The 14,193-nt window shown below is 37.4% G+C and carries 12 protein-coding genes and 1 riboswitch; of the genes, 10 read left to right on the top strand and 2 right to left on the bottom strand.

Annotated elements, in window-relative coordinates; genetic code table 11:
* Nucleotides 1-8: 8 nt before the first annotated feature.
* From IGL90_RS09270 to clpB, 9 genes are all read left to right on the top strand, one after another.
* The gene (locus IGL90_RS09270) at nt 9-188 is read left to right on the top strand and encodes a hypothetical protein (protein WP_002384259.1); all 180 of its coding nucleotides are present in this window, start codon (nt 9-11) and stop codon (nt 186-188) included.
* 99 nt (nt 189-287) lie between these two features.
* Entirely contained in the window at nt 288-929 is a 642-nt protein-coding gene (locus IGL90_RS09265; protein WP_002366997.1) for a glycoside hydrolase family 73 protein, read from the top strand.
* 19 nt (nt 930-948) lie between these two features.
* Entirely contained in the window at nt 949-1,635 is a 687-nt protein-coding gene (locus IGL90_RS09260; protein WP_002356802.1) for a hydrolase, read from the top strand.
* 147 nt (nt 1,636-1,782) lie between these two features.
* A riboswitch (purine riboswitch) is annotated at nt 1,783-1,880 on the top strand.
* A gap of 154 nt (nt 1,881-2,034) precedes the next feature.
* Nucleotides 2,035-2,616: a xanthine phosphoribosyltransferase gene (locus IGL90_RS09255; RefSeq protein WP_002356804.1), complete on the top strand. Its 582-nt coding sequence runs from the start codon at nt 2,035-2,037 to the stop codon at nt 2,614-2,616.
* Nucleotides 2,617-2,618: 2 nt separating this feature from the next.
* On the top strand, nt 2,619-3,938 hold the full coding sequence (locus IGL90_RS09250) for a nucleobase:cation symporter-2 family protein (RefSeq protein WP_002382793.1): 1,320 nt from the start codon (nt 2,619-2,621) through the stop codon (nt 3,936-3,938).
* A gap of 327 nt (nt 3,939-4,265) precedes the next feature.
* A complete protein-coding gene (gene purK / locus IGL90_RS09245) occupies nt 4,266-5,381 on the top strand; it encodes a 5-(carboxyamino)imidazole ribonucleotide synthase (RefSeq protein WP_002382795.1) in 1,116 nt (371 codons plus the stop codon).
* 42 nt (nt 5,382-5,423) lie between these two features.
* Nucleotides 5,424-6,719, top strand: coding sequence for an adenylosuccinate lyase (purB, locus tag IGL90_RS09240; RefSeq protein ID WP_002356808.1), 1,296 nt, complete (start codon nt 5,424-5,426; stop codon nt 6,717-6,719).
* Nucleotides 6,720-6,902: 183 nt separating this feature from the next.
* Entirely contained in the window at nt 6,903-7,274 is a 372-nt protein-coding gene (locus IGL90_RS09235) for a DoxX family protein (RefSeq protein WP_002362881.1), read from the top strand.
* 271 nt (nt 7,275-7,545) lie between these two features.
* Nucleotides 7,546-10,152 carry an ATP-dependent chaperone ClpB gene (clpB, locus tag IGL90_RS09230; protein WP_002362158.1) on the top strand — a complete coding sequence of 869 codons (2,607 nt, stop codon included), beginning with the start codon at nt 7,546-7,548 and terminating at the stop codon, nt 10,150-10,152.
* Between the two features lie 34 nt (nt 10,153-10,186).
* Here the strand turns inward: clpB and IGL90_RS09225 are convergent, their stop codons facing one another.
* Together IGL90_RS09225 and IGL90_RS09220 are read right to left on the bottom strand one after the other, a co-directional pair.
* A complete protein-coding gene (locus tag IGL90_RS09225) occupies nt 10,187-10,666 on the bottom strand; it encodes a nucleoside 2-deoxyribosyltransferase (protein ID WP_002362157.1) in 480 nt (159 codons plus the stop codon).
* Nucleotides 10,667-10,689: 23 nt separating this feature from the next.
* Nucleotides 10,690-11,910: a GNAT family N-acetyltransferase gene (locus IGL90_RS09220; RefSeq protein WP_002356813.1), complete on the bottom strand. Its 1,221-nt coding sequence runs from the start codon at nt 11,908-11,910 to the stop codon at nt 10,690-10,692.
* A 246-nt stretch (nt 11,911-12,156) separates the two neighbouring features.
* Here IGL90_RS09220 and lepA point away from each other — a divergent pair, with 246 nt between their 5' ends.
* On the top strand, nt 12,157-13,992 hold the full coding sequence (lepA, locus tag IGL90_RS09215; protein WP_010709699.1) for a translation elongation factor 4: 1,836 nt from the start codon (nt 12,157-12,159) through the stop codon (nt 13,990-13,992).
* Nucleotides 13,993-14,193: the final 201 nt, after the last annotated feature.

The following is a 14,193-nucleotide window of genomic DNA, read 5'->3' as shown; positions in this document are numbered from 1 at the left end:
TGATTATTATGTTTGGTGCGGTAATTTTTGTCTTTTTTGGCAAAAAGCCAGTTGAAGAATCTGTTCACACATCAACTGAAACAACAGTGAAATCATCCACTAAAATTTCTGAAAGTAGTACAGTTTCTTCAACTGCTACCACTGAATCAAGTACTGAAATCACGAGCGTAAGCAGTGATGAAAGTTGATAATTTTCTGTGAAAATGATACAATTATTCGGTTATAGTAACAAATGAAATCAATCACGAAAGTGAAAGATAGTGAAACATTTTATCGGAAAATAAAAGATGAAGTGGGGAATTAATGAAGTGAGCAACTATCAGAAAAAAAGAAAAAAGCAGCTGAATTTGCCAAAGTTATTCTTAGGCGTAGTTGTCGTCGGTTTGGCCTTTGTCTTTTCGTTATCTGTCCTTTCTGATTCAGATAAGGGACAAAGCGAGTCAGTCAATCGCCAAAATGAAAACATCTCAAAAGAAGAATTTGTTGCTGAAATCACACCGTATGCACGTGAATTACAAGAATCTTACGGGGTATTACCAAGTATTATTATGGGGCAAGCAGTTTTAGAATCAAATTTTGGACAAAGTCAATTAGCATCGAAATATAACAATCTTTTTGGGATTAAAGCATATGGCAATCAACCAAAAGTCAATTTAGAAACAAAAGAGTATGTCAATGAGGTCTGGATTACGATTCAGGGTGATTTTCGAGTTTATGACAATTGGGAAGAATCCATGCGAGATCATACCAAGTTATTTGTTGATGGGGTCGATTGGGATCCAAATTTATATGAAAAAGTCTTGTTAGCCAAAAATTATAAAGAGGCTGCACAAGCGCTTCAAGATGCTGGATACGCAACGGATCCTACATACGCTGATAAGATCATTCATGTAATTGAAGAATACAATTTAAATAAATACGACCGTTAAGCATGGAGGAACGATGACAATGAGCGAAAAGTGGATTCCAGAAATTATGACGCCGCTGAAACAAGATATTGTAAAAATGCCAGAGATTATTCGGCAAGCCAGTGGCATTAAAATTTTTGGCCGTAAAATAAAATCAATTATTTTTACGACAGATATTGCGATTATCCGCAATACGGATGCACAGGCAGTGATTGCTGTATATCCTTTTACACCGCATCCAGCGATTACAAAAGGCATTATTGAAGCAGCGGATATTCCTGTCTTTTCAGGAGTCGGCGGCGGTTTAACACAAGGCATGCGTTCTGCTTATATGAGTTTATTTGCAGAAGCACAAGGCTCAATGGGTGTCGTTTTGAATGGTCCTACACCAATTGAAACAATTAAAATGGTGGATGAAGCAATCGATATTCCTATTATCAGCACAGTAACTTCTATTCATACGCCAATTGATGAAAAACTTGCGGCTGGCGTGGATATGATTAATATCAGTGCAGGAAAAGACACTGCAGCCACCGTACGCTATTTCCGTGGCAAGTATCCAGAATTACCAATTATTGCAACAGGAGGACCAACTGAATCGAGTATCCATGAAACCATTATCGCCGGAGCGAATGCTATTACATATACGCCCCCTAGTAACGGTGAATTATTCAGCAAAAAAATGAAAAAATATCGTGAACAAGAAAAAGCAACCGATGAAGAATAAAAAAACGCTTTGGCAGTCTATCCTGCCAAAGTGTTTTTGGCTATTTAATGTTCGCTTTTACGGAACAATGGAAGAATGAACCAATTATTTGAAAATTCTAATGAAAAAAAGTTGTTAAACCATTGAAAGTTAGAGATTTTTGTACTATCCTAGAGAAACATAGAAGCTTGTATAAGGTCAAAATACGGTTGACCGTCTCTACCCAGCACCGTAAATGCTGGTCTATAAGTGAAGAAGAGCGGATAGCCCTTTTTTGCTTTGGCAAAATGGGCTTTTTTCTTTTGTTAGAACACGAATATAAATAGCACTTTGTTTTATTTCGTTCGTTTTTAACGAACCGTCCTTTCCTCAGGATGAGAACAAAGCATCTATCGAAAAATAAGTAAAGGAGTTCATATTGTGAAGGAATTAGTCGAACGTATTAAAAATGATGGCCGTGTATTAGGTGAAGGTGTTTTAAAAGTAGATAGTTTTATTACGCACCAAGTGGATCCAGAATTAATGGAGGCTATGGGTAATCGTTTTGCTGAGGTTTTCGCAGAAGCAGGCATTACCAAAGTAATTACAATTGAAGCATCAGGAATCGCTCCTGCCTTATACGCAGCGCAAAAATTAGGCGTGCCAATGATCTTCGCTCGTAAGGCAAAAAGTTTAACCATGGATGAAGAGCTTTTAACGGCTTCAGTTTATTCATTTACAAAACAAGTGACAAGTCAAATTTCCATTTCAAGAAAATTTTTATCTGATGCTGATAAAGTGTTGATTATTGATGACTTTTTAGCTAACGGACAAGCTGCCAAAGGGTTGGTAGAATTATGCCAACAGGCTGGTGCAAAGGTTGAAGGAATTGGTATCGTAATTGAAAAATCATTCCAAGATGGTCGTCAGTTATTAGAAGACATGGGCTTAAATGTAGTCTCTTTAGCACGTATTGCTTCATTAAGTGAAGGAACGGTGACGTTTTTAGAGGAGGATGCATAATCTTGGAAACAAAACAATTGAATACACCACAACAGACGGAAACACCAAATGGGAAAGCCGCCGTTTTAGGATTGCAACATTTATTAGCGATGTATGCTGGAGCAGTTGCCGTACCTTTATTAATCGGAACCGGCTTGAATTTTGATTCGCAACAAATGACGTATTTGATTTCAATCGATATTTTTATGTGCGGCGTTGCGACACTTTTACAATTAACGGTGAATAAGTTTTTTGGGATTGGCTTGCCAGTCGTTTTAGGTTGTGCCATTCAAGCAGTTGCGCCTTTAATCATGATTGGTACGAACAAAGGGGTTGGTGCAATTTACGGTTCAATTATTGCTTCGGGCATTTTTGTCGTTCTTATTGCAGGATTTTTCTCAAAAATTAAACGTCTATTTCCGCCTTTAGTCACCGGCACAGTCATTACAGTTATTGGTTTGACCTTAATTCCTGTTGCTGTTGAAAAAATGGGTGGCGGCTTAGCAACGGACAAAAGTTTTGGTGATCCTAAAAACTTGCTACTCGCATTTGTAACAATTGCCTTAATCATTGTTGTGCAAGTTTGGGGACGTGGCTTTATCAAGTCAATTGCCGTGTTAATCGGCCTAGTCGGCGGCACAATTTTAGCTGCGTTTCTGGGATTAGTGGATTTGTCTCCTGTTGGTCAAGCTACGTGGTTTCATTTTCCACAGCCATTTTATTTTGGCAAACCAACGTTTGATCTTTCTTCTATTGTGTTGATGATTATTATTTCAATTGTTAGTATGGTTGAATCAACAGGTGTTTATTTTGCCTTAGGAGATATTACAGGGAAGAAAATTGGCGAAGATGATTTACGTCGTGGGTATCATGCAGAAGGTTTAGCCGTCATTTTAGGGGGGATTTTTAATACGTTTCCTTATACAGGTTTCTCTCAAAATGTCGGGTTAGTTCAATTATCTGGGATCAAAACACGTCGACCAATTTATTTTTCTGCTTTTTTCTTAATTATTTTAGGCTTATTACCAAAAATTGGTGCGATGGCCCAAATTATCCCAGAGCCAGTTTTAGGCGGCGGAATGCTGGTTATGTTTGGAATGGTGGCTGTCCAAGGAATGCGTATGTTGTCAAAAGTTGACTACTCAAATGACAAAAATTTATTAATTATTGCCATCTCAATTGGCTTTGGTTTAGGCTTTAATATTATGCCGACGCTCTTTAATAAAGTACCAGAAACTGTTAGCATGTTTACTGGTAATGGAATTGTCATGAGCAGCATTACCGCAATTATTTTAAATCTTTTATTCAATGGTTTAAAAGAAACCTCAGAAAGTAACGAATAGTTTCAAAAAAGTATGATAGATAAGGTCAGGTGGCTTTTCTTTCATACTTTTTTGACCTCATCATCGTTTAGAAAAATTTAATGTTTTCATCAATCTGAAGAGAAAAAGAGAAAAAAGCTTGGTTACAAAGAGACGAGTAGTAAGTTACCGCTGTTTTATCCTAAAGTATGTTAATAAATTCTGATGAGAAAACCTAAGGGAAACACTGCTGGCACTTGAAGTTGAGCCTTTTTCCTTGTATCATGTAAAAAGAGCACTCTTAAAGGCTAGACTGCGACGAGAAACCGCAGAAGGATTTTAAGGATAAAACTGTGATGGAAAGTTGTGATGAACTTGGATAAACCACTATTACCTGGTCAAGTGATTGGTATCATTGGTGGCGGACATTTAGCAAAAATGATGGCCCTTAGTGCAAGAGAAATGGGGTTTCGAGTGGGTGTGCTAGATCCACAAATTGATTGTCCTGCTGCACAAGTTGCCGATTGGCAATTATTAGGAGCATATAATGATCCTGAAGCGTTAGAGAAATTGGCAAAACGTGCCCAAGTGATTACGTATGAATTTGAACATGCAGATGTTGATGCGTTAACAGCGATTCAACATTTAGCGAATATACCACAAGGAACAGACATTTTAGCGATTACGCAAGATCGCTTAATGGAAAAAAGTTTCTTGGAAGATAATAATATTGTGATTGCACCTTATGCAACGATTGTTAGTCCGACTGATATTCAAGAAGCAATTGATGGCATTGGTTATCCGTGTATCTTGAAGAATACGCGAGGGGAAGGTCGTTATGTACTACATAGTACTTCAGACTTAGCGCCATCCATGAATCTTCTGAGAGAAGGAACCTGTGTCTTGGAAGCTTGGATTCCTTACGAAAAAGAATTATCTGTTCTGATTTCTGGTAATGGTCGTGGCGAATTTGCGACATTTCCAGTTGTGGAAACAATTAAAAAAGAGCGTAAGCTACATGAAACGATTGCGCCAGCCCGAATTGATGACGAAGTCAGTGGCGAGTTGCAACGAATTGCTAAGGTGATTGCTAAAGCAGTTGGTTTAGTCGGCACCCTTTCAATTGAAATGTTTTATACAGAAACAGGCGGGATTTATGTAAATAAAATTTTACCTCGTCCAGAAGATGCTGGGAATTTTTCAATAGATGCTTGTTCTTTTAGCCAATATGATACGCATATTCGTGGTTTATGTAATTGGCCAATGCCAACGATTCAACTGTTGTCAGAAGCGGTTACGGTCAATGTGCTTGGGAATGAAGCCTATGAAACGATGGACATTATTAATGAACATCCAGATTGGCATTTCCACTATTATGGCCATAGTGAAGCAAAAGCGCAACGAGCGATGGGGCATATTACTATATTAACCAAAGAAATCGATGAAACACTGGAAGAAATTAAAGAAACAAAGATTTGGTCGTAATTATTTTTCAAAAATTGAGGAGTAAAGAGGGGATAAGGTACAATGATTGATCGTTATACAAGACCCGAAATGGGCGCAATTTGGACAGATGAGAACCGCTACAAGGCATGGCTAGAAGTTGAAATTTTGGCGGATGAAGCTTGGGCAGAACTTGGCGAGATTCCTAAAGAAGATGTACAAAAAATCCGAGAAAATGCATCATTTGATGTTGCACGTATTTTAGAAATTGAAGCAGAAACACGTCATGATGTTGTCGCTTTTACTCGTGCCGTTTCAGAAACGCTTGGTGAAGAGCGAAAATGGGTACACTATGGGTTAACCAGCACAGATGTTGTGGATACTGCCTATGGTTATCTATTGAAACAGGCGAATGATATTTTACGGAAAGATTTACAAACATTTACGGAGATTGTCGGAGCCAAAGCCAAAGAGTATAAACATACGGTCATGATGGGAAGAACGCATGGCGTTCATGCAGAACCGACTACATTTGGTTTGAAATTAGCGTTGTGGTATTCTGAAATGAAACGCAACATTGAACGTTTTGAACATGCAGCCAAAGGTGTCGAAGCGGGTAAAATCAGTGGAGCCGTAGGTACCTTTGCCAATATTTCACCATTTGTTGAAGAATATGTTTGCGAACATTTGGGGATCCGTGCTCAAGAGATTTCGACACAAGTTTTACCACGTGATTTACATGCAGAATATGTTTCTGCCATGGCATTAATTGCGACAAGTATTGAAAAATTTGCAACAGAAATTCGTGGTCTACAAAAATCAGAAACACGTGAAGTAGAAGAATTTTTTGCAAAAGGACAAAAAGGATCTTCGGCAATGCCGCATAAACGGAATCCAATTGGTTCTGAAAATATGACTGGTTTGGCACGTGTGATTCGTGGTCATGTCATTACTGCCTTTGAAAATGTGAGTTTATGGCATGAACGAGATATTTCTCACTCGTCTGCTGAACGGATTATTATTCCCGATACGACGATTTTACTAAATTACATGTTGAATCGTTTTGGTAATATTGTCAAAAACTTAACGGTCTTCCCAGAAAATATGAAACGTAACATGGATGCGACCTATGGTCTAATTTACAGCCAACGTGTCTTGTTAAAATTGATTGATCATGGCATGACACGTGAAGAAGCGTATGATCTGGTCCAACCAAAAACAGCTTACGCATGGGATCATCAAACGGCGTTCCGTCCGTTGCTAGATGCGGATGAAAAAATTACTTCTGTCTTATCAAAAGAAGAGCTAGATGATGCCTTTGATTACCATTATCATTTAAAAAATGTTGACACGATTTTTGAACGTGTTGGTTTAGGATAACAAGAAAGCGAGAAGAAGGATGATTCTTCTCGCTTTTCTCTTATAATGTTATAAACTGAAGGATTAAAAAACAAACGTATTGTTAAATACGTTTGTTTTTTTCTATACTTTTTTCGATTTATCCTTTATAATGTAACTTAAATAGTTACATTAACTATTTAATGCAAACAAAGGAGGAGAAGTATGGATAAACAACAGCGAGGCATTCAAGTGATTAGAATTTGGCTAGGGGTGACGATGCTAATTCATGGAGTGATGAAAGTAACGTCATTGGAAGATACTTTAGCGTTTTTTGGTAGTATTGGTTTGCCAAGTCTTTTTGTTTATGGTGTAGCAGCAATTGAATTAATTGGTGGATTATTTATGATTATTGGCTTTTTAATTCCTTTGGTATCAGTAGGATTCATAGCAGTTTTAGTCGGAGCTATTTTTTCTTTTGGTTTGGCAAGTGGTTTTAGTGGTTATGAGTACGAATTATTTTTAGCGATAACCAGTTTGGCTATTTTGGTTAGCTATGCCGATAAAAAGTATCTTACGTTAAAACTTTATTTTTAATAAATCAAAGCAATAAAGAGTTGGTCAAACTAGTTGTGATTGCGAAAAAAGCCCTAAAACAGTGATATTTAGTTGTTTTAGGTTTTTTTTATCAAAAAAGGTCAAAAAAGGTCAATTTATTTATTGACCTTTACTGACCAATGAGGTATAATAAATTTATAAGGTTTACGAATACCTTAACTTTTGAAGAAATCCATCAAAAGTCGGATAATAATAATTGTAAAGAATGTTAAAATAAAAAAGACAAAATAATAAACGGGAGGGATCGTTTATGAATATTGAAAAAATGACAACCACGCTTCAAGAGGCGATTGCTGAAGCTCAAAAAGTTGCGGTGACACGGCAACATCAAGAAATTGATATCGCACATTTATGGAAAATTTTTCTTCAACCAAACCATTTTGGACGTAATTTTTACACAGATGCTGGTTTAGATGTTGACGCATTTGAACGAGAAGTAGATAACGCGTTAGATGAATATCCAAGTGTGGCGGGCGGTAATGTGCAATATGGTCAAAATTTAAGTCAAAATTTGTTCCATTTATTGCAAGAAGCTGATTCACTTCGAGAAGAATTCCAAGATGAATTTTTATCAACCGAAATTGTACTTTTAGCTTTAATGAAATTGAAAAATTATCGTTTAACAAAATATTTAATGCAACAAGGCATTACGGAAAAAGAGTTAAGAAAAAATATTGAAGAGATGAGAGGAGGAGATCGTGTGACTTCTCAAAACCAGGAAGAACAATATAAAGCACTAGAAAAATACGGTGTTGACTTAGTACAACAAGTAAAAGCAGGAAAACAAGATCCAATCATTGGTCGTGACGAAGAAATTCGTGACGTTATTCGGATTTTATCAAGAAAAACTAAAAATAATCCAGTCTTAATTGGTGAACCAGGTGTTGGTAAAACAGCGATTGTTGAAGGATTAGCACAACGAATCGTTCGTAAAGATGTTCCCGAAAACTTAAAAGATAAAACCATTTTTTCTTTAGATATGGGTGCCTTAATTGCGGGAGCAAAATTCCGTGGCGAATTTGAAGAACGGTTAAAAGCTGTTTTAAAAGAAGTGAAAAAAAGTGATGGCAAAATCATTTTATTCATTGATGAAATTCATAATATCGTCGGAGCTGGTAAAACTGAAGGCAGTATGGACGCTGGGAATTTATTAAAACCGATGCTAGCACGTGGTGAATTGCATTTAATCGGTGCCACAACGCTTGATGAATATCGCCAATATATGGAAAAAGATAAAGCCTTAGAACGTCGTTTCCAAAAAGTATTAGTCAAAGAACCAACAGTAGAAGATACAATTTCTATTTTGCGTGGCTTAAAAGAACGATTTGAAATTCACCACGGCGTGAATATTCATGACAATGCTTTAGTTGCTGCCGCTACTTTATCCGATCGCTATATTACTGATCGTTTCTTACCAGATAAAGCGATTGACTTAGTCGATGAAGCAAGCGCAACGATTCGAGTGGAAATGAATTCGATGCCAACAGAGCTCGATCAAGTAACACGTCGGTTAATGCAACTAGAAATTGAAGAAGCGGCCTTGAAAAAAGAATCAGATGATGCAAGTAAAAAACGGTTAGCCAACTTGCAAGAAGAATTAGCAGATTTGCGTGAAGAAGCCAACTCAATGAAAATGCAATGGGAAACGGAAAAAGAAGAAGTTAATGCGGTTTCCAACAAACGTGCAGAGATTGATAAAGCAAAACACGAATTAGAAGATGCTGAAAATAATTATGATTTAGAACGAGCTGCTGTTTTGCGTCATGGAACAATTCCGCAATTAGAACATGAATTGAAAGAATTGGAAGAAAAGAACGCTAAAGATAACGTCAAAATGGTACAAGAATCGGTTACTGAAAACGAAATTGCGCAAGTGGTCGGTCGTTTAACTGGCATTCCTGTGACAAAATTAGTTGAAGGCGAACGAGAAAAATTAATGAAACTGAATGAAACATTACACAAACGTGTGATTGGTCAAGATGAAGCCGTCGATGCTGTTAGTGATGCGGTAATTCGTTCAAGAGCAGGCTTACAAGATCCAAATCGCCCACTTGGTTCGTTCCTTTTCCTAGGACCAACTGGTGTTGGTAAAACAGAACTTGCTAAAGCTTTAGCTGAAGATTTGTTTGATTCTGAAGATCATATGGTACGGATTGACATGAGTGAATACATGGAAAAACATGCCGTGTCTCGTTTGGTTGGTGCCCCTCCAGGCTATATTGGTTATGAAGAAGGTGGCCAGTTAACAGAAGCTGTTCGTCGAAACCCTTATACAATTGTCTTATTAGACGAAATTGAAAAAGCGCACCCAGATGTCTTTAATATCTTATTACAAGTTTTAGATGATGGTCGTTTGACAGATTCTAAAGGTCGGGTCGTTGATTTTAAAAATACAGTTTTAATTATGACAAGTAACATCGGCTCTCAGCTTTTATTGGAAGGTGTGACACCTGAAGGAACAATTCCAGAAGAAGTTGAAAATCAAGTCATGAATATTCTAAAAGGACACTTTAAACCAGAGTTCTTAAACAGAATTGATGATACTATTTTATTTACACCATTGAGCTTGGATAATGTGAAAGGAATCATTGGTAAAATGACCGCACAACTTGCTCATCGTTTAGAGCAACAAGAAATTGTGTTGGAAATCACTGATGAAGCTAAAACATGGATTGCTGAAAATGGGTATGAGCCAGCTTATGGAGCTCGTCCGTTAAAACGTTTCATTACTCGTGAAGTCGAAACACCATTAGCAAAAGAAATTGTTTCTGGTCGAGTAATGCCAAAAACAAAAGTCACGATTAGTCTATTAGACAATCAATTAGTTTTTGAAAATGAACCAATAGAAGAAGTATAAAAAAAGAACGAGCGAATTCGCTCGTTCTTTTTTATTATGACAATCGTTGCTTAATTTCTTCCAACAAATCCTCTTCTGAAGAAACAACCCGACCATTCAATTTAATCAAACCAACTGTATAAAGGTTTAAATAATGGAATTGATTTTCAGCGACTTCGTTCAAAGCATCAAGCTTTTGGTGATTATCAGCACCTTGTTGGCGGCTGTCTGTGTAAAGGGCAACCACCGGGATTCCTTTGGCATAAGCAACACCAATTTCGGAAGCTACGCCCGCATCAATGGTTGGACCGTCTAATAAAGCAACCAATAAATCGCTAGCAAGGACATTTTCTGTATCTGCTAAGGCAATCATTTTGCTATCGGCATAAGCAGATTTGTCGTTAATCGCCGCATTTTCTTGTGGTAAATAAAGATCGATTGTTTTATCCAATTGTCGAATTTGTTCGACTAAATAGGCATTATAACGTAAGTCAGCTTGCGAAAATAAAGGTCCTGCAAAATAAATTTTTGTCATTTGTCTGTCTCCAATCCAAGGTTTTAGAAATAATCACTGAAATAAGCTTCTTGGTCAGGAAAAATCCGTTCCAAAGAATTTAAAGTTTCTTTATCTGTATCAATGCGCTCAATTCGATGTAAGTACGAAGGGCGTCGGTAATTCATGACTAAACAAGTTAGTGTTTGAATATCTAAGTGAACGGCGGTGCCTAGAGGTTCATCCGTAATGGTCACTTGATCATTTTCATCCCAAATTAAGCCAAAAATACCATTATTCCACTCAGCAACAGGATCTTTAACGACAAAATGGAAGGGCTTAGCTGTACTTTCAAAAGGAAAGTTTTCTAAAAAGGCTTTGACATCAACAATTCGCGCCATATAATAGGGTTCAATGCTTTCTTTAATTTGGCTGTCTTCTAAAAGAAAGGCTAATGGTTCGTTTTTATAGATATCGCCCTTGACCCAATAAACCATCGAAAAATGCGCAGTAATAAAATTCCACAAGCCATTTCGGGCTTCTTGGTTCAAGTAAAACATTTCCTTAATATGAAATACCTCATCGGCCACCCAATAGAAAAGTACTCCTAAAGGTTCTTGATTGGCACCATAATAGACAGCAGCAGTCCGTTCTTCCTCGTTTTCGAAACGCCAATATTCTTCCCAGTTAAAGGCACTACGAATGAGCGCACCGTGATTTTGACGAGCAAATCGCGCATAGACATCAAAGACATCTGGGTGATCGACAGCTAACCGTTCAATCATTCCTGGAACGGGAACGGTTTTTGGTAATTGCGTATCCCGAATTTTAAAAGATAACTTGTCGGACATAATTTCCCAACCTTTACGTCGGTAATAAGGAATGTTGTAAGGGAAAAGATAAGAAATCCACTGTTTATCTTGGCGCATTTCTTCTAATGCCGTTTGAATCAAGTCTTTCATTAAACCGTGGTTGGCATATTCAGGATAGGTACCGACACCAGTAACGCCGCCCATTTTATACAAAGCACCATGGATATTGACTTCGCATGGATAGATAGCAATTTGTGAAATTAATTGATTTTCGTGAAACCAGCCAAATACTTTTGAAAGTTCTAAAATCGGTTGTTTTGATTTGATAAATGCGCGTTTGTTTTCAAAACCACTTTCTTCAATATCTGCTTCAGTTACTTGAAAAACATAGGAAAGAAGTTCATTAAATTGATCAATGTGTTCTTCCTCAACAGGCTTTAAGGTCAGTTGCTTTCGAAATTCTTGTTCATCCATTTTTCCATCTCCAATAAATTTACTGTTTTTAGTATACCAAATTTTTCGAAACTCTGTTAGCCTTTCGAAACCAAAAGAATAAAAGGGAAGTGCTTTAAATCTTCTTCAAAAATTGGTATAATGAAAAGTGCTGATTATCCTAGACCTTTAAACATGATAATTTGATAAAAAAGGCAACTAAAATATAACAATTGATTGATGAAGCTAGCAGGAAGCTAGCTTTTCTTAAAAGAAATGAGGCAAAAAATGAACAATAAAGAAATGAAAGCAAGACAAGAGAAAATTCGTAATTTCTCGATCATTGCCCACATTGACCATGGGAAGTCAACTTTAGCCGACCGGATTTTGGAAAAAACAAATACAGTTAGCAGTCGAGAAATGCAAGATCAATTACTTGATTCAATGGATTTAGAGAGAGAACGCGGCATTACCATCAAATTAAACGCAATTGAATTAAACTATACAGCCAAAGATGGTGAAACCTATACTTTCCATTTGATTGACACACCAGGGCACGTCGATTTCACCTACGAAGTTTCTCGTAGCTTGGCAGCTTGTGAAGGGGCTGTTCTAGTTGTTGATGCGGCGCAAGGAATTGAAGCGCAAACGCTAGCAAATGTCTATTTGGCATTGGATAATGACTTAGAAATTTTACCTGTTATTAATAAAATTGATTTACCCGCCGCTGATCCAGAGCGTGTTCGGACAGAGATTGAAGACGTAATTGGAATTGATGCATCGGAAGCTGTTTTAGCAAGTGCAAAAGCAGGGATTGGGATTGAAGATATTTTAGAACAAGTGGTGGAGTATGTACCAGCTCCATCAGGCGATATTGAGGCTCCTTTAAAGGCTTTGATTTTTGACTCTATTTACGATAGTTATCGGGGGGTCGTTTTAAACATCCGTGTAATTGACGGTGTCGTTCGTCCTGGGGATAAAATCCAAATGATGAGTAACGGTAAAACGTTTGATGTAACAGAAGTCGGCGTTTTTTCACCGAAACCAATCGCTCGTGATTATTTAATGGTTGGTGATGTGGGCTATATCACCGCTAGCATTAAAACGGTTCAAGATACACGGGTCGGGGATACAGTGACTTTGGCCGACAATCCAGCAGCAGAAGCACTACCAGGCTATCGCAAAATGAATCCAATGGTTTATTGTGGCTTATATCCAATTGATACGTCGCGCTACAATGATTTACGGGAAGCATTAGAAAAATTACAATTAAATGATGCGGCGTTACAATTTGAACCGGAAACATCGCAAGCTTTAGGGTTTGGTTTCCGTTGTGGTTTCTTAGGTTTGCTGCACATGGATGTTGTTCAGGAACGTTTGGAACGAGAATTTAATTTAGAGTTAATTACAACAGCACCGTCCGTAATCTATCACGTTAATAAAACTGACGGAACAACCGTTGTTGTTGACAACCCAGCTGAATTTCCAGAACCAGTAACGATTGAATCTGTGGAAGAACCTTATGTTAAAGCGCAAATCATGGTGCCAAACGATTATGTAGGAGCAGTAATGGAATTATCACAACGTAAACGTGGCGAATTCATTACAATGGATTACTTAGACGATTATCGTGTAAACGTAGTTTATGAAATTCCGTTATCTGAAATCGTGTTTGACTTTTTCGATAAATTGAAATCAAGTACAAAAGGCTATGCATCCTTAGATTACGAAATGGCTGGCTATCGTACCAGCCGCCTAGTGAAAATGGATATTCTATTAAATGCTGAAAAAGTGGATGCTTTAAGCTTTATTGTTCACCGAGATTTCGCATTTGAGCGTGGTAAAGCGATTGTTGAGAAACTGAAAAAACTAATTCCACGTCAACAGTTTGAAGTCCCAGTTCAAGCGGCGATAGGTCAAAAAATTGTGGCGCGTTCAGATATTAAAGCCTTACGCAAAAACGTACTGGCTAAATGCTATGGTGGCGATGTTTCTCGTAAACGTAAATTGTTAGAGAAACAAAAAGAAGGGAAGAAACGGATGAAACAAATTGGATCCGTGGAAGTTCCTCAAGAAGCCTTTATGGCGGTTCTGAAAATGGATGAGCAAGATAACGAGAAATAGCTTGTTATCAATATGAAAGCCTATTAAATAAGGGTTTTCGAGTTGCTGGAAAAGCGTGATTTTGCTGTTTAAAGAAATTTAAACTGTCATATTACTGTCACAGCTATAAAAAAATTAACAAAAATGGAATATTTTCTTGAAGATTTTTTTCTATCAGTGTAGGATAAAAGCATCTCATTAAGGAGGTGCTTTTTATTTTTG

This window comes from Enterococcus sp. DIV1307a (assembly GCF_050537425.1).
In the GTDB taxonomy this organism is placed as follows: Bacteria; Bacillota; Bacilli; order Lactobacillales; family Enterococcaceae; genus Enterococcus; species Enterococcus faecalis.
The sequence above is the reverse complement of the archived record's forward strand: the minus strand, read 5'-3'. Positions and strand labels throughout refer to the sequence as shown.

What these genes read in the sequence shown, in the direction of transcription:
- IGL90_RS09225 (WP_002362157.1), bottom strand. Translation starts at nt 10,666, where the DNA reads ATGACAAAAATTTATTTTGCAGGACCTTTATTTTCGCAAGCTGACTTA.
- IGL90_RS09270 (WP_002384259.1), top strand. Translation starts at nt 9, where the DNA reads ATGTTTGGTGCGGTAATTTTTGTCTTTTTTGGCAAAAAGCCAGTTGAA.
- IGL90_RS09260 (WP_002356802.1), top strand. Translation starts at nt 949, where the DNA reads ATGAGCGAAAAGTGGATTCCAGAAATTATGACGCCGCTGAAACAAGAT.
- IGL90_RS09220 (WP_002356813.1), bottom strand. Translation starts at nt 11,910, where the DNA reads ATGGATGAACAAGAATTTCGAAAGCAACTGACCTTAAAGCCTGTTGAG.
- IGL90_RS09265 (WP_002366997.1), top strand. Translation starts at nt 288, where the DNA reads ATGAAGTGGGGAATTAATGAAGTGAGCAACTATCAGAAAAAAAGAAAA.
- IGL90_RS09235 (WP_002362881.1), top strand. Translation starts at nt 6,903, where the DNA reads ATGGATAAACAACAGCGAGGCATTCAAGTGATTAGAATTTGGCTAGGG.
- purB (WP_002356808.1), top strand. Translation starts at nt 5,424, where the DNA reads ATGATTGATCGTTATACAAGACCCGAAATGGGCGCAATTTGGACAGAT.
- clpB (WP_002362158.1), top strand. Translation starts at nt 7,546, where the DNA reads ATGAATATTGAAAAAATGACAACCACGCTTCAAGAGGCGATTGCTGAA.
- lepA (WP_010709699.1), top strand. Translation starts at nt 12,157, where the DNA reads ATGAACAATAAAGAAATGAAAGCAAGACAAGAGAAAATTCGTAATTTC.
- purK (WP_002382795.1), top strand. Translation starts at nt 4,266, where the DNA reads ATGAACTTGGATAAACCACTATTACCTGGTCAAGTGATTGGTATCATT.